The sequence below is a fragment of the Streptomyces sp. H51 genome (genome assembly GCF_035656535.1).
Classification (GTDB): Bacteria; Actinomycetota; Actinomycetes; order Streptomycetales; family Streptomycetaceae; genus Streptomyces.
Map to the genome: position 1 here is coordinate 30,546 of NZ_JAYMHD010000053.1, position 22,759 is coordinate 53,304.

General features: G+C 68.9%; 22 protein-coding genes. 5 read left to right on the forward strand and 17 right to left on the reverse strand.

Annotation, left to right across the window (positions count from 1 at the left end; translation table 11 throughout):
• Positions 1-12: 12 nt before the first annotated feature.
• The 3 genes from VKA29_RS18885 to VKA29_RS18895 all read left to right on the forward strand — a co-directional run bounded on the left by VKA29_RS18885 (position 13) and on the right by VKA29_RS18895 (position 3,739).
• Entirely contained in the window at positions 13-1,503 is a 1,491-nt protein-coding gene (locus tag VKA29_RS18885; RefSeq protein WP_324787036.1) for an amino acid permease, read from the forward strand.
• 92 nt (positions 1,504-1,595) lie between these two features.
• A complete protein-coding gene (locus VKA29_RS18890) occupies positions 1,596-2,855 on the forward strand; it encodes a glutamine synthetase family protein (protein ID WP_324787037.1) in 1,260 nt (419 codons plus the stop codon).
• Positions 2,856-2,917: 62 nt separating this feature from the next.
• Entirely contained in the window at positions 2,918-3,739 is an 822-nt protein-coding gene (locus VKA29_RS18895) for a zinc-dependent metalloprotease (protein WP_324787038.1), read from the forward strand.
• Positions 3,740-4,087: 348 nt separating this feature from the next.
• On the opposite strand, the gene VKA29_RS18900 is transcribed toward VKA29_RS18895, so the two are convergent.
• The 5 genes from VKA29_RS18900 to fxlM all read right to left on the reverse strand — a co-directional run bounded on the left by VKA29_RS18900 (position 4,088) and on the right by fxlM (position 10,788).
• A complete protein-coding gene (locus VKA29_RS18900; protein WP_324787039.1) occupies positions 4,088-5,044 on the reverse strand; it encodes a thiopeptide-type bacteriocin biosynthesis protein in 957 nt (318 codons plus the stop codon).
• A 10-nt stretch (positions 5,045-5,054) separates the two neighbouring features.
• A complete protein-coding gene (locus VKA29_RS18905) occupies positions 5,055-6,197 on the reverse strand; it encodes a lanthionine synthetase C family protein (RefSeq protein ID WP_324787040.1) in 1,143 nt (380 codons plus the stop codon).
• The gene (locus tag VKA29_RS18910; RefSeq protein ID WP_324787041.1) at positions 6,194-9,229 is read right to left on the reverse strand and encodes a lantibiotic dehydratase; all 3,036 of its coding nucleotides are present in this window, start codon (positions 9,227-9,229) and stop codon (positions 6,194-6,196) included. The genes VKA29_RS18905 and VKA29_RS18910 overlap by 4 nt, the downstream gene beginning before the upstream one ends.
• Positions 9,230-9,298: 69 nt before the next feature.
• Positions 9,299-9,493 carry an FxLD family lanthipeptide gene (locus tag VKA29_RS18915; RefSeq protein WP_324787042.1) on the reverse strand — a complete coding sequence of 65 codons (195 nt, stop codon included), beginning with the start codon at positions 9,491-9,493 and terminating at the stop codon, positions 9,299-9,301.
• 65 nt (positions 9,494-9,558) lie between these two features.
• Positions 9,559-10,788 carry a methyltransferase, FxLD system gene (gene fxlM, locus VKA29_RS18920; RefSeq protein WP_324787043.1) on the reverse strand — a complete coding sequence of 410 codons (1,230 nt, stop codon included), beginning with the start codon at positions 10,786-10,788 and terminating at the stop codon, positions 9,559-9,561.
• Between the two features lie 481 nt (positions 10,789-11,269).
• On the opposite strand from fxlM, the gene VKA29_RS18925 reads away from it, so the two are divergent.
• Positions 11,270-12,514, forward strand: coding sequence for a helix-turn-helix transcriptional regulator (locus tag VKA29_RS18925; RefSeq protein ID WP_324787044.1), 1,245 nt, complete (start codon positions 11,270-11,272; stop codon positions 12,512-12,514).
• 4 nt (positions 12,515-12,518) lie between these two features.
• Here the strand turns inward: VKA29_RS18925 and cutA are convergent, their stop codons facing one another.
• From cutA to VKA29_RS18960, 7 genes are all read right to left on the reverse strand, one after another.
• Complete coding sequence (gene cutA, locus VKA29_RS18930; protein WP_324787045.1) at positions 12,519-12,854, reverse strand: divalent-cation tolerance protein CutA; 336 nt, start codon at positions 12,852-12,854, stop codon at positions 12,519-12,521.
• Between the two features lie 68 nt (positions 12,855-12,922).
• Positions 12,923-13,759 carry a hypothetical protein gene (locus tag VKA29_RS18935; protein ID WP_324787046.1) on the reverse strand — a complete coding sequence of 279 codons (837 nt, stop codon included), beginning with the start codon at positions 13,757-13,759 and terminating at the stop codon, positions 12,923-12,925.
• Positions 13,759-14,100: a hypothetical protein gene (locus VKA29_RS18940; protein WP_324787047.1), complete on the reverse strand. Its 342-nt coding sequence runs from the start codon at positions 14,098-14,100 to the stop codon at positions 13,759-13,761. Before VKA29_RS18940 ends, VKA29_RS18935 begins: the two co-directional genes overlap by 1 nt.
• 77 nt (positions 14,101-14,177) lie before the next feature.
• Positions 14,178-14,423 carry a hypothetical protein gene (locus VKA29_RS18945; protein WP_324787048.1) on the reverse strand — a complete coding sequence of 82 codons (246 nt, stop codon included), beginning with the start codon at positions 14,421-14,423 and terminating at the stop codon, positions 14,178-14,180.
• A 1-nt stretch (position 14,424) separates the two neighbouring features.
• Positions 14,425-15,474, reverse strand: a complete 1,050-nt coding sequence (locus VKA29_RS18950) for a major capsid protein (RefSeq protein ID WP_324787049.1) — start codon at positions 15,472-15,474, stop codon at positions 14,425-14,427.
• Between the two features lie 13 nt (positions 15,475-15,487).
• On the reverse strand, positions 15,488-15,898 hold the full coding sequence (locus VKA29_RS18955; RefSeq protein ID WP_324787050.1) for a head decoration protein: 411 nt from the start codon (positions 15,896-15,898) through the stop codon (positions 15,488-15,490).
• 114 nt (positions 15,899-16,012) lie between these two features.
• Positions 16,013-16,759, reverse strand: coding sequence for a hypothetical protein (locus VKA29_RS18960; RefSeq protein WP_324787051.1), 747 nt, complete (start codon positions 16,757-16,759; stop codon positions 16,013-16,015).
• Positions 16,760-16,880: 121 nt separating this feature from the next.
• On the opposite strand from VKA29_RS18960, the gene VKA29_RS18965 reads away from it, so the two are divergent.
• Positions 16,881-17,693: a hypothetical protein gene (locus tag VKA29_RS18965; protein WP_324787052.1), complete on the forward strand. Its 813-nt coding sequence runs from the start codon at positions 16,881-16,883 to the stop codon at positions 17,691-17,693.
• A gap of 49 nt (positions 17,694-17,742) precedes the next feature.
• On the opposite strand, the gene VKA29_RS18970 is transcribed toward VKA29_RS18965, so the two are convergent.
• From VKA29_RS18970 to VKA29_RS18990, 5 genes are all read right to left on the reverse strand, one after another.
• Complete coding sequence (locus tag VKA29_RS18970; protein WP_324787053.1) at positions 17,743-18,054, reverse strand: hypothetical protein; 312 nt, start codon at positions 18,052-18,054, stop codon at positions 17,743-17,745.
• The gene (locus VKA29_RS18975) at positions 18,051-19,997 is read right to left on the reverse strand and encodes a hypothetical protein (protein WP_324787054.1); all 1,947 of its coding nucleotides are present in this window, start codon (positions 19,995-19,997) and stop codon (positions 18,051-18,053) included. Before VKA29_RS18975 ends, VKA29_RS18970 begins: the two co-directional genes overlap by 4 nt.
• 59 nt (positions 19,998-20,056) lie before the next feature.
• Entirely contained in the window at positions 20,057-21,196 is a 1,140-nt protein-coding gene (locus VKA29_RS18980; protein ID WP_324787055.1) for a TIGR02391 family protein, read from the reverse strand.
• A 118-nt stretch (positions 21,197-21,314) separates the two neighbouring features.
• Entirely contained in the window at positions 21,315-21,626 is a 312-nt protein-coding gene (locus VKA29_RS18985; protein ID WP_324787056.1) for a hypothetical protein, read from the reverse strand.
• A 59-nt stretch (positions 21,627-21,685) separates the two neighbouring features.
• The gene (locus VKA29_RS18990) at positions 21,686-22,636 is read right to left on the reverse strand and encodes an EVE domain-containing protein (protein WP_324787057.1); all 951 of its coding nucleotides are present in this window, start codon (positions 22,634-22,636) and stop codon (positions 21,686-21,688) included.
• Positions 22,637-22,759 lie beyond the last annotated feature (123 nt).

Sequence of the window (22,759 nt, forward strand, 5' to 3'; positions counted from 1 at the left end):
AGATCCGGCACGGTGAAACCCATCAGCGATGATGACGTCCTGGCAGCCCTCGGAATCAGGCCCGAGCTGTCCCGCAAGATGGGCACCTTCGGGAACTTCGCGATCAGCTTCTCGGTCATCTGCATCCTGGCCGGCGGAATGTCGCTGTTCGGGTTCGGGCTGGGCCACGGCGGGCCCGTGGTCATGCTCGGAAGCTGGCTGGTCATTGGCTTCCTGACCCTACTGGTCGGAATGTCCCTGGCCGATGTCGTCTCCGCCTACCCCACCTCCGGTGGCCCGTACTTCATGGCTGACAAGCTCGGTGGACCGCGCTGGGGGTGGTGGACCGGCTGGCTGAACTTGCTCGGCCTGCTCGGTGCGATCGCCGGCATCGACTACGGCGCGGCGGCCTTCGCCGGGGCCTTCGCACAGATGCAGTGGGGCATCACCCCCACCGACGGCAGCACCATGCTCATCTTCGGCTGCATCCTGCTCCTGCACGGGCTGCTCAACTCCGCCGGGGTGCGCCTGGTCACGCTGCTGAACTCGATCTCCGTGTGGTGGCAGCTCGTCGGTGTCGCCGTCATCGTCGGCGCCCTCACCTTCGCCCCCGCCCAGCACCAGTCACCGGACTTCGTGTTCACCCACTTCCACAACGACACCGGCTTCTCCAGCCCCTTCTATGTGGCGCTGGTCGGCAGTCTGCTGGCCGGCTACACGTTCTGCGGCTACGACGCCTCCGCCCACGTGGCCGAGGAGACCACCGACGCCCAGACCTCCGCGCCCCGCGGCATCGTCCGCTCCATCTACGTGTCGTGGGCGGCCGGGTTCGTCCTCATCGCCGGACTGCTGTTCGCCATGCAGGACTACACCGCCACCCAGAACACCGTTACCGGAGTGCCGCCCGCGCAGATCTTCCTCGACGTCCTCGGTGCGAGCGGCGCCAAGGTACTGCTCCTGGTCGTCATCGTGGCGATGCTGTTCTGCGGCAATGCCGAGGTCGCCGCCGCGTCGCGCATGATCTACGCGTTCTCCCGCAGCCGGGCCCTGCCGATGTGGCAGAGCTGGCAGCTCGTCAACGAGCGCACGAAGACCCCCACGCGGGCGGTGTGGTTCGCCGTCATCGTGCCGTTCGTCCTGGCTCTGCCGGCACTGTGGTCACCTGCCGCCTACGGTGCGATCACCGCGATCAACGCCGTCGGCATGATCCCCGCCTATGGCATCCCCGTCTACCTCGCTCTGCGTAAGGGCCGGGACTACCAGCCGGGCCCGTGGAGCCTGGGGCGCTGGCGCAAGCCGGTCGGCGTGGTTGCTGTCGCCTACGTCGTGTTCATAACCGGCGTGTTCTGCCTTCCGCAGTCCACCCCGATCACCGCGGACTCCTTCAACTACGCCGGGGTGACGCTCGTGGTCGCGCTGTTGCTGGCGTGGGGCACGTGGCTGACCCGCGGCAAGAAGGCCTACCAGCTCACCGCCGCGAACACCGCCCAGCCCGGCGAAGCTCTCCTCGGCGAGGGATTCTGATGACCGCTGAAGCGACACACCGCATCGACGCATTCGCCGCATCCCGTGAGGCGCTAGAGAGCCTTGTCCGGGAGGGGAAGGTCACGGACGTCATGGTGGCCGTGCCGGACCTCCTGGGCCGCCTCCAGGGCAAGATCTTCAACGCCCCGGTCTTCCTCGAGCGGATGACTGGGGGAACGGAGATGTGCGCGTACGTCCTGGCGACCGACGTCGACATGACGCCTCTGGACGGCTTCGGCCTCACCGGCTGGGACCGCGGTTTCGGCGACCTCCGCGTCCAGCCCGACCTGGACACCGTACGGATGCTGCCCCACCGCCCCCAGACCGCGCTCCTGATCGGGACCGCACTGCACGACGACGGCACCCCCGTGGAGGTCGCCCCACGGCACGTCCTCGAAGCTCAACTGCAGCGGCTGCGGGATCTGGGCTACCTGGTGAAAGCGGGAGTCGAGAGCGAGTTCGTCCTGTACACGGACGGCCCGACCGACCGACAACCAGCCTGGCCCGACAACCTCGACTACAGCCTCCAGCACCCGCCCATCGCCAACGACTTCTTCCGCCAACTGGCCGACACGCTCAACGAGGCGGGGATCGTCCATGAAGCGATCAAGACTGAGGGCGCGGCGGGCCAGGCCGAGGTGACGTTCGCCTACGGCCAGGCGCTAAAGGCCTGCGACGACTACGCCGTCTTCCGGCACCTGGTCCGCGACCTCGCCGCGCGGCACGGCATGACCCCCGCCTTCATGGCGGCTCCGCAGACGGGAGTCGGCAGCGGCCTGCATCTGCACCTGTCGCTGTGGACCGAGAACGACAAGCCAGCATTCGCCCACCACCGCGGCGAAGACCTGCCACCCGTGATGGAACGAGCCGTCGCCGGGATGCTCTCCGCACTGCCGCACCTGGCACCCCTGTACGCACCCTGCGTCAACTCGTTCAAGCGCTACTGGCCGCACTCGTTCGCCCCCACGCGCTTCAACTGGGGCCACGATCACCGTGGCTGCGCCATCCGCGTCACCGGCCACGGCAGCGGCGCGCACCTCGAGGTCCGCCTCGCCGGCGCCGACGCCAACGCCTACCTCGCGCTCGCCGCCTACACCGCCGCCATCGCCCACGGCATCGAAGAGGGCTTGACCCCGCGGCCGGCCTGCGATGGTGACGCCTACGAGGAACTGGACAGCGTCCCGGTCCCTGCGGACCTCGGCGAAGCACTCATCCGTTTCGCGGACAGCACGATCGCCAGGCGCCTTCTCGGCAAGGAAGTCGTCCGGCATTACGCCCGCGCGGCCCGGGCGGAGTTCGCCTGGTACCGCAGACACGTCACCGACCTCGAGCGCGAGCGGGGAATCCGCTGACCCGACCGGCCACACAGCACCGTTCTGACCAGCCCTGTTCACTCCGAGCCTTTGAAAGCAACATGACCAAGATCGTTGTTCACCATGACGCAGGCAGCAGATACGACACGTTCGCGGAGCGTCTCGAAGCCGCAGCCGAGCAGGCCGCCCCTCTGGTCGAGGCGGTCACCGGGCTGGCTCTACCCGACACCGTAGTCCTCCGGACGATGACCCCGCGCGGGTGGCAGGCGGCGCACCGCCGCCGGGACAGACACCTCCTGCGCGCGGAAGCCCGCGAACTGCGCCCTTCCCGCAGCAACCGACACGCCGCGAAGGAGAAGGTGAAAGAGAAGCGCAAGAGCCGTCGCCTCATCTGGCCGATGGTCGGCGGCCAGACCGTCGAGTTCCGGCGGGGCGGACCCGAGCTGGCCATCATGCCCAAGGCCATGTGGGAGGCAGGCTGGCTCAACGATGACCCTGTACTGCTCAGACACGCCGCCCACGAGATGACCCACCTCGCTCAGTACGCCGCAGACGACGGCGCCATGTGGCGGCTGATGGGCACCCTCTACCCCGAGCAGCGTGGCATAGCCGACCGCGACTTCGGCTTCTTGGTGGAGGGCCACGCCTACTGGACAGACAAGCAGATCACCACCAAAGTCTTCGGCGCCCCGGTGTCGACCAAGGGAGGAAGCCCCCACGCTTCCCTCCGCTTCAAGGCCCTGAAGAAGTCCCTGAAGTTCGATGTATCCGTCGACGACCTGATCAGGGCCACCGACAGCGTCGGCGACATCATCACGGCCCACGGCCTCGACGCCTTCAACCAGGTCTGGCACCGCCCTGAGCTCGTCCCCACCTACGAAGAAGCGAAAACGCCGGCCGGCTGGATCCAGCGGTTCGAGTAAGCGCTCCGCCCTCGCTGTGTTCGCCGACCATCCGCTTTCGCTCGACACCCCGTGATCCCCTGCCTGGTGGCCAGGATGACCTCCCCCTTGGCCATCAGGCGGGCCCCAGCTCCACCCGGTACCCGTCAACGCATTCGGCACGGCGGCGAACACCGTGCCCAGGCCCTCCCACAGGCTGACGTCCGGGTCAGGTTGGTCCACACCCGTTTCCTCGTTCAGGTCCTGTGGTCCGGTCGGAAGAGCTGAACGGTGTCCACCAGGTCTGCTGAAAAACCGGCTCCAGGACGGCCAGCGAGATAGGACGCTCATGGGTTCGAACGTAGGCGTCCGCGCGGACACCCTGTTGCTTCACTGACCGAGCAGTGCTTCACGAGCTGCGCGAGACCAGATGGCCTGCTGGCGGATGCTGAATCCCATGCGGTTCCAGTGAAAGACGATATGCCGGGCCAGCACGCCCCGCAGGCCGAGTCCGAGATGGCCCGCACCCGCGGCCTCCTTGAGATCCTGGCCACCGTCTTTCATGGCAGCCATCCAGTCGCGCAAGGGGTTGAGCGGCCCATGGGAGAGGGCAGGGCCAGTGTCCAGCGTGAGGAGCTTCCGCATCGGGTCTATCAGGCTGTTGAGCTTGTCCGGAGGTACGTCTGCGGGCAGTGCTCGCTTCGCCTCGACTTGGCCCCACACATCACCCTGCTCACTCCACTCCAGCCCCGCAGCACGCAGGAAGAACGCGAGTACGAGCAGGGATGTGGTCTTGGCGTCAGGTAGTCCGCCCATACGATCGTCAGCAAACTGGTCGTACATGAGCACGCCCATGCTGTCGGCGTGGAAGATGCGGTGGGCGATCGCCATGCCTTCCAGTCCGCCGAATGCGATCCTCTCCGGCTCATACGCGGTCGGCTGCCATCGCTTCACGTCACCCTCTGAGACGGCCGAGTCGAGTGCCCGCACCGTGTGCTCGACGGTGTCTTCCAAAGAGGTGCCTGCTGCCGGTTGTACGCGCAGCCTCCAGCACGGGTACTTCCGGAGAAACCACCATCTGCCTACGGCCTCACCTTGCAGGGCGGGCAGGAGGTGGGCGCGGAAGGCCCGAGCGGCTGATGGGTAGTGCTTGAAGGTGATGTATGCCTGGTACCAGCCTGTGAGCTGGCATTCGAGGGCGGCCCGGCCGGCGGCCCGGTAGCGTTCGACCGCTTCGGCCAGCCGGGCGGGTGGCATCTGCGCCCGCCGGGACGCTTGTTCGATCGGTATGCCGCGGAGGACGGCCAGGACGGCGTCCTCGAGGTGGTTGGTGCCATCCCGCTGCATTTGGCGCCTCCTAGATCAGCAGCAGGCAGGCGTCCCAGTCCGTGGCGGTCACAGCGCCGGGTTCGGCGCTCATGAACGCAAGGGCGGCCCCTGCCGCCCCTTCGAGGAAGTCGGGCTCCTGGGGCGCTGGCATCGCGAGGAAGCGTTCGGACGCGCGCTGCAGCCAGTCGTCGAACGGCTTGGGGGTCTCCGCGTCCCGTGCGACGCGCTGCACGGTGCGGATCAGCCCGCCCACGCCGTGGCACAGGCCGCGGTTGGTGAGTCGGTCGAGCTGCCGGGAGTCGGCCAGGCAGTACAGCAGGGCGCGCTCGGCCGCGCGTTTGCGGTCGTCGTCGCCGAGGCTGATGGCGGCGAGCTGCTGGGCGCGGACGATGCCCGGGGTGCCGTAGCACCAGGACGGCGCGGCACCGTGGGTGGGAGCCGCACCCGTCTTGCTGACCCAGCGAGGCCAGCGGGTTCCCTGGTGGTCGCTCTGCCGGATGCTGTCCAGCCAGCGCAGGATGCGGCACATCGCGAGTTCGTGGCCCTCCACGGTGATGCCACGACGCTTGGCCAGGGCGAGCAGCGCAAGGGGGCCCGTGATGCCGTGAGCGAGGCCGGCGTTGGCATGGCCGCCCGGGGTGGCTGCCTGGTTGGCCGCTGGCGCGTGGCCGACCCACCAACCGGGCAGCGGTTGATCCTGCGGGCCGGGGGCTGGCTCGGTGAGCCTGACGAAGTACTCCAGGACGTGCCGCAGCTCTTGGCCGTCCGGTTGCCGGCGGAGGAGGAGGGCGCCGATACCCGTCAGGCCGCGGAAGAGGTCGTACTCGGCGAAGGTGGTGGTCCGCCCTGCGTCGATGCGAGCGTGCGCGGCGGCCAGGCGGCGCCTGGCGAGGGCCGCTACGACGTCGTCCAAGGTGCGGAGTGCTCGGGCGTACCGATCGGTTCCAGCAGCGGCCAGGTGCAGGACGTAGGCCATCGCGGGGGCGCCGAGGAACAGGTTGGCGTCGTCGCCGTCGATGAGCGGTCCCGCATCGGCGAGTTTGTGGTGGGCGGACTGGAAGCTGGCGTGTCCGGCGTGGGCGCGCTCGATGTCGAGGATGGCGGCGCCGAGCGGGCCGTGTGCCAGGGACTGCCGGGTGGCGGGGTCGGTGTCGAGCGGGGCGGTGGTCACCGCAGGGCTCCTTCGGCGCGGGCGGTCCAGGACAGTGCTGCGGCGCGGGCCAGACGACGGCAGGTGGCTTCGGTGTCTTGGTCGATGCCCGCAGCGCGGTTGTGGTGCATGTGGAGCAGGGACGGCAGCACGTCGGCGGGGTCGGTTCCGGCCTCTTCGAGGGCCTGCCGGTATTCGCCAAGGCGTCGGCGGCGCAGCGCCCAGGCCTCGCCCGCGTGAGTACCGCGTGGGAGTTGCCGCAGTGCCGTGGCCGCTTGGTCGGGGTCCGCGCCGGTAAGGCGGACAGCGAGGTCTTGGACGTCACGGGGGCAGACGGCGCCCTCATCCTTCAGGAAGGTCGAGGTCAGCCACTCCCGGCCGGCTGGGGGCGAGCCTAAGAAGGCGGTGGCGATGTCCACGATGCTGGCGGCGGTGATCGCCGGCCTGGAGGTTTCCGGGATGGGGAGGACGAGCTGTGCGATGGCGGCGGTGGAGTCGGCCACGAAGTACCGTTCGGCGGCCTCCAGCGCGGGGCCGGTGCCGTACCGTCCGATCTCTGGGCTGTCGGTGTCCCACTGCACCCGCTGGATGAGTCCTTCGCTGCGCAGCTCGGCCGCCCAGGCCGCGGTCCGTTGAACGGCCTCGCCGAAGTACTCGGGCGATGGCAGGCGCAGTCGCAGCCGCAGGTGGCTGTCGGGATCGGCGTATCGGCTGAACCAGACGTCCGGGGTGCTCCCGCCGAACTCCGAGAGCAAACGCGGTAGGTGCCGGCTCAGCACCTCGGACGCTCGGTCAGCGTTCCCGTAAAGCTTCAGGTACGCCCAGGGGGAGGTGCCCGGCAGCCGTCCTGAGTCCCGGCTCACCACCGCGCCGGGACGGCACACGGGCGCGGGGACGGGGGCCTGGTCGGCGGCGAACGGGATGGTCACCTCGTGTGCGCGTCCTACCCATCCGAACGCGTTCTCCGGCGGCGCCTCGTGCAGCACAACGGTGCCATGGCGTTCGAGATCAGCGCGGAGTATCTGCACATGGGTAGGGGTGTCCAGGTCCAGCCGGAGTCGGCGGTCGTCGCTGCCGAGGTAGACGGTTCGCGGGACGGCGTATTGCACACGCCAGTCGGTGAAGCGGAAGGGCCAGGGGCCCGCGCCGTCGAGGTCGCGGATGCGCAGCCGCCAGCAGGCGGCGGACAAGATGGTGCGGCCTACCCGTACCGCAGGCAGGAACGGCAACTGGGCTGCGGCGCCCCACGAGAACGGCAGCGGTAGCGCAGTGTGCGAGCGGTGGAGCTCGCACACGAAGCGGGCCAAGGGATGAGTGGCGTTGCTGAGTTCGACGGCGTTCAGGACAGAGGGCTCGATCGTCTCGCCGGTGGACAGCGACACCAGGTAGAGCCGTTGCGCGTCGGCGACGACGCCGAGGTCGTCCATCGTGACGGTGGCGTGCGGGTTGTGCTCTCCGACGGCCAGCACGTTCGGCACGACAGCCGGGGCCCGGCCGACGTTGTACGTCTGTGCGCGCAGCGGAGGGCTGGAGACCTGGCCGCGCACCGCGCCGGCGGTGAGCGTGGGCAGACCGGCGTACGCGGCGGTCATCCGTTCCCGGTCCGGCCTGTCCAGCATGGTCAGGAACCGTCCGGCGGTGGTGCCGGCACCGAGCGACAGGCCCACTATGGACAGTGTGAAGTCACCGTGCTCCACGTCTTCCACGGAAGATGCGAGCATGCTGAAGCACAGCTCGACGTGCGCAGGCACCTGGCTCGGCTCGCTGAGAGACAGAGCCTCGATGTCGTCCTGGTCCAGGACGACATCGCGCTGGTCTTTGACAGCCGCGCCCTGGGCAAGGTCGAGGAGGTGTTCATCGCGGCGGGAGGTGGCTTGCACCGGACGCTTCAGCACCGTGCCCCGGTAGCTGACGGGGTAGCCGAGGCCGGTGTCCGGGTCGATCAGATCCTGCAGCGGGACGATGGCGCCCATGCTGTACCGCTCCAGGAACCGGGCGCGGTAGTCCTTCCAGGCCGGGGAGCCGTGAGGGAAGGGCGTGATCCGTGCCATGACCTCCAGCGCCTTCTTGGCCTCGCAGGCCACTGCCTCGGGCAGGACGATGTCGCAGTCCGGCCGAAGGTTCACCGCCAGCGTCCGCTCCGTGATGGCGGTGAGCGCGATCATCGTCGCTGTGGCCTGTCGGCGCAGAGCCCGCTGGTCGTCCACGGGGCCGCTGTTGTGCCGGGCCAGGAGCGTACGGATCGGCCGCAGCTTCCGAGCTGTGGCCGCGGCTACGCCGGTGGCTTCGAGCTGGGCGATGAGATGGCCGAGCGCGTCATCGCACGTCATAGGGGCGTGGAGGCTGCTGAGAAGGACTCGGTGGGCGACGAGGTCGTGCAGCATGTTCTCGATCAACGCGGGCGGAGTGTCGGGATAGTCACTGGACAGCTTGTCTGCGAGGTCGCCCACCGTGATTTCGGAGTGGGCCAGGGCCAGCACCGCATCCACGGCCGGCGTGCGGCGCAGCCTGGTGTCGGTGGGGCCGTCGGCTCCGGGCTGGTGCAGTACGGTGACGTGTCCGCCTCGAACGATGCACCCGGGATTGACGATCACGGGGAGGGCGCGCAGGACGTCCGGGTCATGTTCGAGGACCGCGATGACGTCGTGCAGCCACGGGGAGTCGGCTCGCGCGAAGGCGCGGTGAGCAGTGCCCCATCTGACGCGTGCCGTACGGCCTATGCGCAGGGGTGCCGGCCCGGCGAGCAGCCCTGACGGCGTGGCGCGGTACTGCATCCGCAGCAGGTAGCGGGCCAGAGACGTGGCAATACGGCGGACGGTGCGTGGCCGTCGGCACTCGCCGTCGAGGACCTGGCGGATGGAGTCGGCCAGGAGCGGGCTGGCGACCTCGATCGCGGAAACCCTGGTTTCATCGGCGCAAACCTGGGCGATCCACTCCTTCCACCGCATGACGTCGGTGGCGGTGTCGCCCTCCAGGTCCGGCCAGGGAGGCACCGTTGCCGACAGCGGATATGCGGATGCCCTAATCATGCCCGCGTCAACTTCGTGATACATGGCTGCGCCTCCTTCATGGTCACGGTGGGTTGGGGCCGGGCCTGGCGGGCCCGGCCCCACAGAGTTCCGTCAGCCGCCGATGCAGGTGCTGTTGGAGCAGGCGGACTGGCAGGTCTGACCGCATCCGTCGCCGGTGTCGTTCAGCAGTGCTCCGGGCACAGCCACGGACGCGACGGTCTCGATGTGGAGGTCGAAGTCCGATCCGGCGTCGCCGGTGAACTCGGTCGCGGCCTTCAGGGTGGAGCCGGTGTTCTGCGGTGCCATCTCGTTCTCCTCCTATGGCGAGGGGGTGGATGTGCCTTGCCGACCTGGTCGCGACGCTGGCAGTGTCACGGCCAGGAGATCGTGATCCGCGAGTGCGGACGGTCGATGACCCGGGCGCAGACGAGCTGGTCGTCCGGCGTCCCGGCCGGGTAGACGGTGATGCGCGCGCGGTCGCCGCGGTGGTCTCGATCCCACGTGCGGATCTCCTCGACCAGCCGCTCGGCGGCCTTCCGGCCCTGCGGACCGTGGCCGTACGCGCCGAGTTCGAACCGGTCCGGATCGTCGGTACGGCGCACGGTGCGGTAGGCGAAGCTGTCACCCACCACCAGCGTGGGAATGCCGAGGGGGGAGGCGGAGGCCACCAGGCCACGTTCCCGGGCGGCCGGCCGTGCGGCCATCAGGGGCAGGTTGTCCAGTGCGGTCACCAGCCACAGGTCCAGGTGCTCGTTGGATTCGTCTCCGGCCAGGGTCACTCCGGACCACTCCTCGCAGCGCGGCATCGCCAGTGCCTCCGCCAGGGCCTTGGTGTCGGGCTCCGGCTGGTCGTCCAGGCGCAGCCCGATCTCCTCGCCGTCGACGTCGTGGATGAGGACGACGCGCATGCGGTTTTCACCGGCACCCTGCATGGGAACGAATCCGCACAGTTCGAGGCCGTCACTGATGAGGCGCTGGTCGTCGCGGACGAAGGCGACGGAGCGTGTCATGCCGCGCATCCGCAGAGGTACGACCAGCCGACCGCCTTCCGTGAGCTGGCGCACCCAGGAGGAGGGGATGTCGGCCGCCTGCACGGTGACGATGATGCGGTCGAAGGGTGCGAAGTCGAGGGCGCCGCTTCCGCCGTCGCCGGTGATCACGGTGACGTTCCGGTGCCCGGTCGTCTTCAGGAAGTCCTTGGCACGCGCGGTGACGTCCGGGTCGATGTCCACGGTGACGATGCGCCCTTGCTTCCCGACCAGCTCGGCGAGGTAGGCAGCATTCACCCCGCCGGAACCGATCTCCAGAACGTTCATCCCGGGCTGGATGTCGGCCTGCTCGATCTGCATGGCCTGGATCCTCGGTGCCGACACCGAGCTGACGTCCACGCCGCTCTCGTCGGTCTTGGTGATGAGCGCGGACTCCGCGTCGTAGGCCCGGGCCATCTCCACGCCGGGCACGGCCAGATGCCGGGGAACCGTACGGAAGGCGGCCACCACACGCGAACTGCGAAGGGCTCCGACATCGATGAGGCTTTGCACCATCGCGTCACGCAGTTCCTGCTCGGAGACGGGCGGGGGCGGGGGGTTCTCGGTCGTCATGCCGGGGACGGTAGTCACGTTGATCTCCTTCTCGGCGTCCGCGCGCCGAGCGTTGCTGGCTGATGGTGCGTTGCCCGGCGGGGCTCGCCGGGTTCGAGAACCGCCCGGCGGCCCGATCCGTCACAGCAGGGCAGCCGGACGGTCGTTTTGGGCGGCGGACCGGTGGGGCGGTCATCAGGCTGTTGGGCCCCCATCCTGCGGCTGAGGAGATGGAGGTGAGGGAAGCCACCTGCGGGCCGCGCTGCGCGCTGCCGAGGACAGCAGCGATCCGATGCGCCTCAAAGAGCCGGGTCTTGTCGGCTCCCTTGACGTGGCGGCGCTCCGAGACGAGTGCCTTACGGATCGTGGTCACGGACCCACCGTTTCGCGAGTCCAGGCACCCTGCCAGGGGAAAACAGAGGGGGAAAAACCCGTCAAGGGGGAAACGGGCAGGGGAAGTCGCGGCCATGATTGGTTTCCACCCGAGGACAAGGTCACACTCATGGCAAAGGACGAGTTCGCTGCACTGCTTCTTCGACTCCGCAAGGACGCCGGGCGGACGCAGGAGGAGCAGGCAGCCGCGATCAACGCCGTCTCAGGCAGAGAAACCATGACCCGGCGTGAGATCAACCGCTACGAGCACGGCGAGAACATCCCGACGAACCACACGCTTGTGCACATCGCGGTGGCCTGCGGCTTACCCCCACAAGACTTACAGCGGGAGGCTGCAGCCGCCCGCACCAGGCGGAGGAAGGGGACTTGCCGTCGACGGGAGGACCAGGACGACGTGAAACGCCGCACGCTGCTCGGAGGAGCCGTCATCGGGGCAGCCGCCGCCACCGAACCGTGGGAACGACTTGCCCACGCTCTCAGCAAGGGCAGGAAGATCGACTCTGAGGCAGTCGATACCCTCGTCGATCGTGCCTGCGCATTACACGTGTCCGAAGGGCATCTCACAGCACGGGAACTGCAAGGGGAAGTCGAAGCCCACCTCGACGCGATCACGGCCGCTCTACCACGAGCCGGTGAACACGAGCGAACTCTGACGATCGCCGCTGGAGAGACCGCCGCTCTGGCCGGCTGGGTCGCATGGGACTTGGGGGACCACGCTCGAGCACAGGCCTACTACAAGGTCACCAACGACTGCGCGAAAGAGGCTGGGCACCCGCCCCTGCGAGCCCTGGCACTGGCATACGCAAGCTACGGCGCGGCCACCTCTGAGAAGGCCGCCGACCTGTTGGCTCAAGCGGCCAAGGAGGTACGGGGCCCCGGCAACGCAGCCGCAGCCGCCTGGATCTACGGCAGGTTCGCCGAAGAGACCGCGAGTGCCCACGACGAGGCAAACGCCCTCCGCGCCCTGGACCGCGCCCGCTTCGCGTATGACTTCGCCGATCACACCACCGAGCAAGCCTGGGTGCGTTTCGTGACGCCCTACCGCATGGACTCCCTGGCGCTGTCGGTGTACGCGCACCTGAGGAGGCAGGAACTGGCCGAGACCGCAGACCATGCGGTGGACCGACTGGGCAGGGACCTACCGGAAGCAGGCGTCGTTGTGCTGGGCGACTTGGCGTCTGCGCTCTTGCGTGGCGGAGACCTCGACCAAGGCGTCTACGTATCACGTCAGTTCGTCGCAGCGGCGGATGTTCGCCCAACCAAGATGGGCCGAGCCCGCGCCCAAGCCATTGCTACACAGCTTCCGGCCAGCGAGCGCGAACTCGCCCGACACATTCAGCGGTTGGTTGCCTGAGGCGTCACTTGGCCGGCCTCGGCGTGGACTCTTCGACGACCCAAGCCAGGTATGCCTCGGATCCACCAGTCACGGGGAGTGTGACCCACTCAGGAACTTCGTAGCTGTGCTGCTCGGACACCCAAGCCTCAAGTTCCGGAAGACGTTCCTGAGTCGTCTTGTACGAAATCCGCCACTCCTGCGCCGTCTCAAGAGCGTCCTTCCACCAGTACACCGCATTGAACGGTGGGTCGATGTGGGCGCAGGCGGCCAACCGGTTCTCGACCGCACCGCGGGCGAGGGCCTTCGCTCGTTCCTCGTCATCAATGGTTGTCTGTGCAATCACGATCTCGCTGGCCATGCAACTGCTCCTCCAGGTCGGTGAATCTGGACACTACCCAGCGGCCATCGCCTACTCGAAGCGTGTCATCAGCCGGAAAGATACGGCTGCTTGGGGATACGCACATCCGGCCGCGCGCCGAAGGCGCGCCGACAGCGGGGATGGGAGATCGGCCATGCCGCCGCCTCCTCAACGGTCCGCAGCGTGCCGTTCGGCTTGTCAGTGTCCCGATGACTGGACCAGCCGCAGTCGGCGCCGTCGAACACCTCCATCCACTGCACGCCCGCCTCGCGGGCCCGGTTGAGGGTGCCCGCGTTGTAGGCGACCGCCGACTTCGCGAGCGTGGCGGCCTCCGCCCACGCCCGTACAGGCATGCGGGCACCGTTGCGGTAGATGACGTAGGCGAGCCGGTGTTCGGCCGCCAGCCGGTCGGCGAGAGCCTTCGCGGCCTGCAGGGCGGTGGTGTGACCGGAGGCCAGCAACGGCACCTCACGGCGTGCCACGTCCCGTACGGCCCGGTAGAACACTTGCGCCATGCGCTGCGCCTCCTCGGAGCGGCGCAGGAAGTCGGCGTAGGAGTCCGAGGCCAGCGACTGCAGGGCCTCGGTGTGAATCAGCGTCCACGAGAAGTGCCCGCCCACTGTTTCGGCTGCGGCGCGCGCGCCCTGCTCGTACAGGTAGGGAAGCTGGCGGGCCACGAACGCGCGTGCCTCGGCGTCGGCGCGCTGCCGGAAGTCAACGATCGCGGCCTGGAACTGGGCGATGCGGTCGGCCACCATGCGGGTGCGCTCGTTGTCGCCGATCGCGGCGATCACGGCGGCCTGGTAGTCGGCGAGGCGCTGCCAGGCGTCGTCCAACACCGCGGCGACACGCGCCGCCACAACGGCCGCATCCCCTGGGGTCAGGGGCGGGAACTCGTACGCCATCAGGGGCACCAGGGCGGGTAGTGGTGCCGCCGGCTGCGCGCCGACTGCAGCGGGGCGATGACCAGGGTGTCCCCGCCGTTCGGCTCGTCCGGCGTGGTCGCGTCCTCCACGGAGGCGATCTGCCGTTCCAGGCCGGTGAGGTTGGCGGACTGGTCGAGGGTGGCGACACCGTTCACGGTCAGTTGCAGCGGCTCGGCCAGCAGCTTGGCACGCCGCTCGTGCAGCACCTCCAGAGCGACGGCCCTCGCGGCGCCGAGCCGGTCGTAGCGGGCCTGCAGGTCGGTTTGGTCGGTGGTGGGGCCGAGCTGCGCCAGGAGCCAGGCCACAACGGCAGCATCCACGGGCGGTCCTTCCGGGTAGCGGTACGGCCCGGCACCCCTGGAGCGCCAACAAGGGTGCCGGGCCGGGCCTGGCTGGGTTACTCGTCGGCCTGCTTGCGCGCCCGCTGCCTCGTCTTCGGCTCGGCCTTGCCGCCGGCGTCCGGGCCGCTCTCGCCCTCGCCGCCGTCGCCACCCTCGGTCTCGTCCTCGTCGGGCTCCCACGCGCCCGGGTTGGTGATGACCGCGGCCAGCGCCTCGTCCGGCTCGTCGCCGGGCTGCAGGATCAGCGGCTCGTGCGTCTCCGGGTGCGTGAGGTGCACCGCCGTTGCCAGTCGTCGTCCCATGTCAGAGCACCTTCGCAGTGATGTGGCAGTCCGGGGAGTACAGGATCGGCATGGCCACGGCCGCGCCCTTGGTCCAGAGCTGCACCGGGTCGTCCTGGCCGCCGCGCGTGATGATCAGGCCCGGCGCGTCCTTGCGGGTGATCTGCGGGTTCCCGCCCTGCGACAGCACCAGCGACTCCGCCGTGGTGCCGTACAGGGTCTGCCCCCACTTCGACCGGTCTGGCGGCAGCATCACCCACCGGTCGTCGGGCAGGCACTTCGTGGAGGTGCCGTCGACGCGGACCTGCGCCCGGTACAGGGTGATCGGCGGCAGGCTGTAGTTGTCGCGGACCACGTTGATCTGCTGCGGCGTCAGCGAAGCCGTCGGCGTGGTCGACGGGTTCACCGACCCGTAGTAGGCCGCCCTGTAGGCGTTGTTGCCCGCCAGGTACGAGTAGACGCGCCTCGAGGTGAGGACCATCTCCGGCATGGGCGCGCTGATGCCGTCGAGGTAGGAGATCCAGCCCAGCTCGTCGGCGATCGGGTCCGAGGTGGGGTCGGACCACACCTTCGGCGCCGTCGGCATGTTCGACGCCGGCACGCTGAAGTCGACGTCGAGGGTGAGCCCGTTCTCCGCTGTCAGGGAGAACTTCCCGTCGGTGAGGACGTCGCCGGCGGCCAGCTCCAGCCGGGAGTTGATGGCCTCGACGTGCCGCTCCACGTCGTCGTACAGCAGTTGCTCCAGCCGGGACGCATCCTGGCCACGGGAGGCTTCCTGCAGCAGCAGCTCCACCTCGCCGACCATCAGCTTCTGGCCGAGGGCGGGCAGCATGCCCTGCGTGGACGTCTGCCACGCCTGCCGGTCCGCGAACGGCACCGAGGCGTCGAAGCTGCGGTACTTCGCCGCGTTGACGTAGCGGCCGGTCTGCTTGATCCGCCACATGACGTCCTCGACCGAGACCTTGGCGAACACGGTCTGGGTGAGCAGGAAGTCGGCAGGGGTGGGGATGTAGCGGGCGAACGTCGTCAGGTCCGCCGTGGTGATGTCCTTGATCAGGTCCTGGACAGTCATCTGCAGGGCCTCCTTACACGAAGCGGATCTGGCAGGTGGCAGACGGGGCGACCGCGGTGACGGCGACCGGGAGCTTCGCGGTGATCACCGAGCCGTGCCACAGCAGCGCGGCCGGGACCTTCGTCTGCGCCAGCGCGAACAGCACCTCGGCGAAGACGAACCCGGCCAGGTTCTGCCGGCCGTCCGTCGCGCCGGTCTGGTAGAGGCCGTACAGGCCAGAAGCGGTGATCTTGCCGACGGGGATGCCGGACAGGAACCGCGAGTAGGGGATGCTCGTGTCCGTCGACGGCTTGTAGTGCGTGCCCGACGTGAAGGTGGACATGTCGAGGGTGATCGAGTCGACCGAATCGGTGCCGTGCCTGCTCTGCAGCCAGGACCGGTCGGCCGTCAGGTTCAGGGTGGTGGTGACCGGCTGAACGGTCATGAGTCCTCCCGTGGACGTGACGAAACGGTGATCGTCCGCTCACCGGGCGGTGGCGTCGTCCACGGGATGGGGCGTGGTCCCCGTACGTCCGGCCTTGACCCGCCGGTGGGAAGTTCAGGAGCTGGCCAGGAATCCGCGCTGGCGGGCCATCTCGGCGCCGTGCGAGCCGGGCTTCGGCATGTTCGCGCCGCGCGGAGGCGGACCGCCCGCAGGGGAACCCCCGGGCGCGGCTGCCGGCACCACGACGGTGGACGACCCGAACAGCTCGGGCCTGCGCGCCTTCAGCGCGGCGGCGGCCTCGGTGAGGGCCGTCTCGTCGGCGTTGTCCTCCACGGTGAGGAGTAGTTCGGCGTCGGCCAGATCCGCTCCCGTCGCACCGAGCCCCACGAGGACGGCGCGGCGCGTAGCGGCCCGCTCACGGGCGACGGCCTGCTGCTCACGCTGTACCGCGGTGGCCTCCCGCTCGGCGGCGGCCTGCTCGCGGCGCTCCAGCTCCGACAGTGCGGCCTGCTGCGCGTCGCGCTGCTGCTGCACGAACGCGGTCAGGTCGTCGGCCTTCGAGAAGCCCAACTGCTCGACGAGCCGGCGCACGGCAGCGCGTTCGCCCTGCTGCTTCTCGCGGGCCAGCAGCCGGGACAGTTCCTCCTGGCCGAGGCCCTGCTGCGCGCCTGCCGGGTCGGCGGGCGGGGCGGGCGGGATCTGCTGGTTGGACGGGTCGGTGGGGTCCGCGCCCAGGATGGGGAAGATGGGGCGGCCGTCGCGCCGGTAACCGACGGGCGTACGGGGGTCGGGCAGCAGCCTGTCCATGCGGATCCAGTCCTCCAGCAGCAGCGCCCCCGCGCCGTCGATCAGTGTAGCCACAGGCCAGCGCCCGGCAACGGGCCTGCACCCGGCCGGCCCAACCGCTGGCATGCCTGCCGCCTGTCAGGTCAGCGCCTTCGTAGTGTGACGTCGAGCAGGGCTACGGGTGAGGAGGCGTTCCGTGGACGCTGGCTGGGCGGCCGTCATCGGCGCAGTCGTGGGTGCCGCTGGAGGCTTCGGGGGACCACTCGTGGTCCAGGACAGGCAGAAGCAGGATGCTGAGCGGCAGACCATCTCTCAGGCCCGCGCAGCAACGCTTGACTATGGCCTGTACATGGAAGAGGTCGTCGACGACGCCAAACGAGGTGACTTCCCCGCGCTGGCCGAGTTCGACGCAAAGGTACGGCCTCTGCGATCCGCTGCCGAGCAGGCACTTGGGACCCTGCTGCAGGGTAAGACCGCCTCGTTCTACGCCACCGTCTCCGAACGGTTGAGGACGTTTCACGATGACGTGCGGCACATGGTGGCCAATGCGTCGCCTGCCGAGGCTGCCGCGATCCACGCTGGCATGGACATCTACCAGTTCTTCAGCCGCAGGCGCGGCGGTATCCAAGCTCTTCCGCCAATGCCCTATTCCGAGTCAGGGCCTTACTACAGGCCGGGCCCGTTCCGCGACGGCGCGCCTACCCCGCAGCCTCCGCCACCTCCGCGACCTCCGCGCCCAATTACGAGCGGCGGGGCACGTGAGGAACCTGAGGGCGGCCACGAACCGGAGGAGCCTCATCCCAAGGCCGGGGCACGAGATGAGCCGGAGGCGGAGGAGTCCCAGAGGTTGGAGCCCGAGGCGGAGCGTGCCAACAAGAAGCCCTTCAGCGCATATCCCGGGGGTGTGAAGGGCTGGCTGGACGAAAGCGCCGCACAGAACCTCCCACCGAAGCTTGCAGATGAGTGGAACAGCGTGGAGGCCAGGCAGTCCGGGAGCAGCGCGCCCTAGCGCGGGCCAGGGCCTCCTGCGCCGACCGCGCCGGTCGCTCCAGCCAAGGTCATCTGTCGTCGGCCGGGCTCCTCCGGTCCCGCCGAGAGGCTTCCTCCCACGTCAGCGTGAACTGGCGGTACGGGTGATCGTTGCTCTCGTCGAGCACCCGGGCCAGCTCCGCCTTGGTGCGCTCACGCGCCGCCTCTGCCGCTTCCTCGGCACGCCACTCGGTGATCTCCTCAGCATCCGCGTCGACCACGATGAAGGAGTCGCTGACGGTGTCGAAGACAGCGAGTCGGCCGTCCGGCTGCTTGATGATCTGCTGGCCCATGACGTTCATCATGCCGTAGCCGCAGTCGGTGAAGACGGCTTCGGTCACCGCGGGCCAGGGCCTCCTGCGCCGACCGCGCCGGTCGCTCCGGGCGGGGGCACCTGCTCGGGCGCCTGCGGCTGCGCCGGGGGCGGGCTGGCCGGCTGCCCGTCCTGCGCGCCCGCCTGGTCGGCCTTGGCCGGGTCGATGAGCGGCACCTGCTGCACGGGGTCGGCTTCGGGCAGGCCCAGGTACTCGCGCACCGCGGCGTTGTCGCCGGTGGCGTCGGCGAGGCGGGCGGCCTGGTCGAAGGCCCGCTTCTGGATGCGTTCGATCTCGTCGGCGATGTCTTCGATGGGGTATCCGGCCTCCTGCAGCATGCGGACCGCGGTCTCCAGGGAGAACACGCCGGCCTCGAAGCCCTGCACGACGTCGTTGAGGACGGTGGTCCGGTCGGTGGGGGTGTGCGCCCCCCACACGATGCGGGCGGGCAGCGACTCGCCGGCGGGCCACTCCTGCCCGGCCTGGTGCAGGCGGTCCACCATGCGGAGCAGCAGCATGTACTTGTGGTCGCGGGCCAGCCGCATCCCGGAGACGAGGGAGTCGAGCGGGCCGAGAGCGATCTGCAGCGAGTACCCGTTGGGCAGCTTCGCCGGGTCGAGGCTGCCGAGCCCGGCCGCGGTCAGGCGCGTGTTGGATGCCAGCCGGTCGAGCAGGTGGTCGACGCGCTGGCGGAGCTCGGCGAGCTGCGCCGAGGTGTCCAGGGTGTCCATGCGGCCGTTGTCGGCCAACTGCCACACCGTGCCCGCCTCGACCCGTACGGGCAGGGGCTGGCCGGTAGAGCGGTCGATGGGGAGCCGCGCCCCGGCGAGGGCCACGATGGGTGTGCCGGTGGTCGAGGATGCGGACGCGCTGTCGGTGTCGGTGGCCTGCAGCTCGTCCAGCAGTTGCAGCACGGCCGCCAGGGTGGGCTTGCCCCAGTGCTCGCCGACGTCCGGGATCGAGTTCGGGATGTGCACCACGGGGATGAAGTCGACCATGAGGTCGAGTCGGTCGAGGACCTGGCCGTCGGAGCGCACCCGGTAGGCGGCTTTCCCGGGGGGCAGGCTGAACACGTCGTGGGCGGGTCCGAGGTCTTCCAGCAGCCATTCGGCGTCCGTGAGGTAGCACGTCGTCGCCGAGGGCTGGCCCGGCGCCCACGGGTAGGTGCGGGTCACGGTGCCGGTGAGCGGGTCGAGGGTGTCGCCGACGATCAGCGTCGGGTCGCCGTCCGCGCCGGCGACCTGCTCACGGATCGCACGCCCGTCGGCAGTACGGCCGGGCGCGGTGGCGGGCCCGATCGGCCCCAGCTCGTACGTGATGCGCCGCACCCGGTCCTTCAGGCCGCGCACCGGGTCGGCGGCCAGCTCCCACGCGAAGTGCACGCGCCGCGGGTACTCCTGCGCGTCCTGCTCGCCCTCGTCCCACTCGGGGAAGTACCAGCCGGGGTCGTAGGTGCGCAGCAGCACACGCCTCTTGGCGGGCTCCCACGCCAGGGTGTAGACGGCGTCGCCGCTGCGCACCGCGCACCGTTCGGCCTGCTGCATACGCAGCGGCAGCAGTTCCTTGACCGCCCACGACCGCAGCCGCTCCTGCAGGGCGGCCGCTGCGACGGCTTCCAGGCTCGTCACGCCGCCGTCGTCGGCGTGCTCGGCCCCGGCCACGACGATGTTCTGCTCCGGGCCCAGCAGGTAGCTGAGGGTGGTGTCGATCAGCTTGGACGGGTCGCCCAGCTCGCGGCGTTCCACACCGTGATTGTCGTCGCTGGTGACGGAGGCCAACTGGCCTGCCTGGTTGGAGTCGTACGCCGCGAGGAACTTGTACGCGGCCAGGCGGCGCAGCTCCTCGGCGGGAACCCATGAGGTGTTTAGCTCGGGGAACGCGTGATGCCCTGGTCGGGCGGGATGGGCCATCGCCTGCTTGTAGTTGAGCCACGACCAGGCATCGATAAGTAGTTCACGCAGGTGCCTCACGGCTGCCCCTCCAGGCGTGCGGGCCCCGCGCCCGCAGCCAGCTTAGAGGCAGCGTGGGATCACGGCGGTGATGCGGCGGCCTTGCGCTTGTCGTCCTCGATGTCCAGGCGCCGCATCAGGAAGCTGGCGAACACCAGCATCTCCTCGGCCTCGTCGCGGTCGTCCTCCTCAGCCGGCCCGTGCATCCGAGGGTTCCGCAGCGCGCCAGTTGCGCCCTTGAAGAGGAACTGCATGCCGTTCTGCTCGCTCTCCAACGAGCCTCCCGTGGACCGGGTCACCGTGAGCCTTGGGGGGCCTGGCTTCGCGCCGAAGGCGATGCCCATGAGCCTCTCCCCGATCTCATTACTGGCGGCCAACTCCTGCACACGGTTCTCGATTGCCTGGAACGCGCGACTTACCGCGTCGCGGTAGAAGCCGCTGGCAAACCGATCGGCGGTCACCTCCGCGATCAGCGGGTGCAGAACGCACTCGACGGTCAGAGTCTTCGGCGACTCCTCGGCGGGGGCTGGCACGGCTGGCGCTCCTGACGGCCAAGGCGCAACGTAGTCGTAGTCGGTCCGCAGGTCCGCGAAGGGCAGATTGTCGCCCGCTACTCGCGGTGCCCCGAGCACCTGCGTGCGCCTCTTCCAGTAGTCCTCCAACTGGCGCACGTCAGCGAACGGCCTAATGCCCCGGTCGAAGTACAGCGTCCAATCCTTCGCCCCATGGCTGAAGCCGCCACCGGTGAAGCAGGGCTCGTGCACGCCGATCACAGCTGCGGCGTACATAACCTCGCTAGTCAGCAGCCCGGCGTCGATGCCGTCCGTCGACCTCAGGTCCTGGGGCCTCAGCGATGGCTGCTCCTCGCCCCGCCCAAAGTGGGGCTCGATCGTGGCCGCTGTCCGCACCATGCCGAGGAAAACGCTAATAACAGACGCGCCCTCGGTGTTCGCAACGCCAGCGATCGTCAGTTCCAGTAGCTGCGTGCCCTGTGGGAGCAGCGAGATATCTCGGTTCAGGCCCCGCAACAGCGCCGGACACAGCTGCTGGACGGCCTGCTCAAAGACCAGACCCTTCAGGTGCAGCCTGCGATCGATCTCATCGAAAGTCGGCCACTGACGGGCGGCGCTGAAGTGCAGCCAGACCGCATCGAGAAGTGCCTGGCCCTCATCGCCCGTGGGACGCGGCATCCCTTCCGGCACCCTGTGGCGAACGATCACGTGCTTCCCCCAGCATCCAAGCCCGAACAATGCCCGCAGGTTACTACCGCACTCTGCCCCACCGGCGCCCGATTTGACGCAGCCGAGGAAGAGTCAACGCACGCTGAGGGTTGTGCTGTTACGGGGCGGCGGGGTCCACGCAAGCGTGCATCCACGTCCCGCGCAGTAGCGGCTTCTGCTCCGACGGCAGCAGGTTGTCCCACGCGGCCTGGCACGTTTCCTCGCTGGGCGTCTTAGCGGTGGCCTTGAGGTTCGCCCGAGCGACGCGCCCCGCGTCCGTCGAGGCATCCAGGCGGGCCTGCGCGGAGGCCTTGATCTGCTGCGAGGTGGGTGCTGTGGGCGCCTCATCCGAGCCAGGCCACAGCAGGACGCCGCCGCCGACGACGACGCAGATGAGGGCCGCGACCATCACTCTCCCCCTGATCGACATGGGCCGGAAGGCTACCAGCCGGGCCCGCTTTCGGGACCCGGCTGTGCACGGGTGGCGTCTTACAGAGCCGCATGCTTCAGCACCAGCGCCAGATCCGCGTCGGCCAGGCCGACGCATCCCTGAGGGTGTTGGTTCGCCATCGCTTCCAGCCTCACCGGATTCTTCCGCAGCGCCTCAGTCGCCTTAGCATGCAGTGTCGCCTGGACCAGGTACGGCTTTTCCGAACCAGTCGGCGCCGGGTACGGCTCCGAGGACACCTCGGCCATGGCAGCAATCTTCTTCTCCGGTGCGGCAAAGTAGATCCACAACCGGTCACCGGCTCTCATCTCTTTGAGCTTTCGGCCCAGCCACCAGCGCCTCGGCCCGACCTCCTCGCTGGCCAGCTTCGACACCCGCGCCGGAGTCGATGGTCCTCCCTCCACGGTGTCCAGCTTCGGGTCCAGGACGTACAACCACTCCCGGCCTGCCCCGGGAATCCGGTAAATCGCGCGACCCCCGACTCCGGGCTTACGCTCCAGGACGTTCTCCCTGTTCAGGCTTCGCAGCAGCGATCGTGCACCCTTGTCATCCGTCTCGAAGCCGTAGCTCTCCAGCGTCTCTATGACACGTGCCGGGGTCCACTCGCCAGCCTCGGCGGTGATGGCATGTTCCACAAGATCCAGACGCGTCAGCGGCGTACGGTTCTTGGGCCGACCGTGCTTCTCCAAAATCCTGTACAACTTCGACGGGGACATCCCCGCTGCCGTTCCGAGGTTGACGCGGCTTGCATCGGCATCCAGCATGTCTGCCTGCACGATTACCAGCTCTCGCCACTCCTCCAAGTACTTAATCAGCCGGCTGGCGCGGACGATGTCCCGCAGCAACTCAGCGAATTTCGTCTCGGCTGATGGTTCAGCACCTCTCTCACCACGCACCGCCGCCACCAAGGCTCGGGCCAGTGCGTCGGAGTTCTCGACGGCATGCTCCCGCTCACCGTTGTCCCCATATGTCACGTCCAGCCGTGCCACCATGACGTCTCTCCGTCTCTCGATTGGAGGCGAGGCTACATGGCGGGGATGTGAAGTCCAACCGGCGCAGGTGAGAGGCTGTTCGGCGTTCACATCAGCTCGTGACGACCCCGCGCTCTCAGTCAT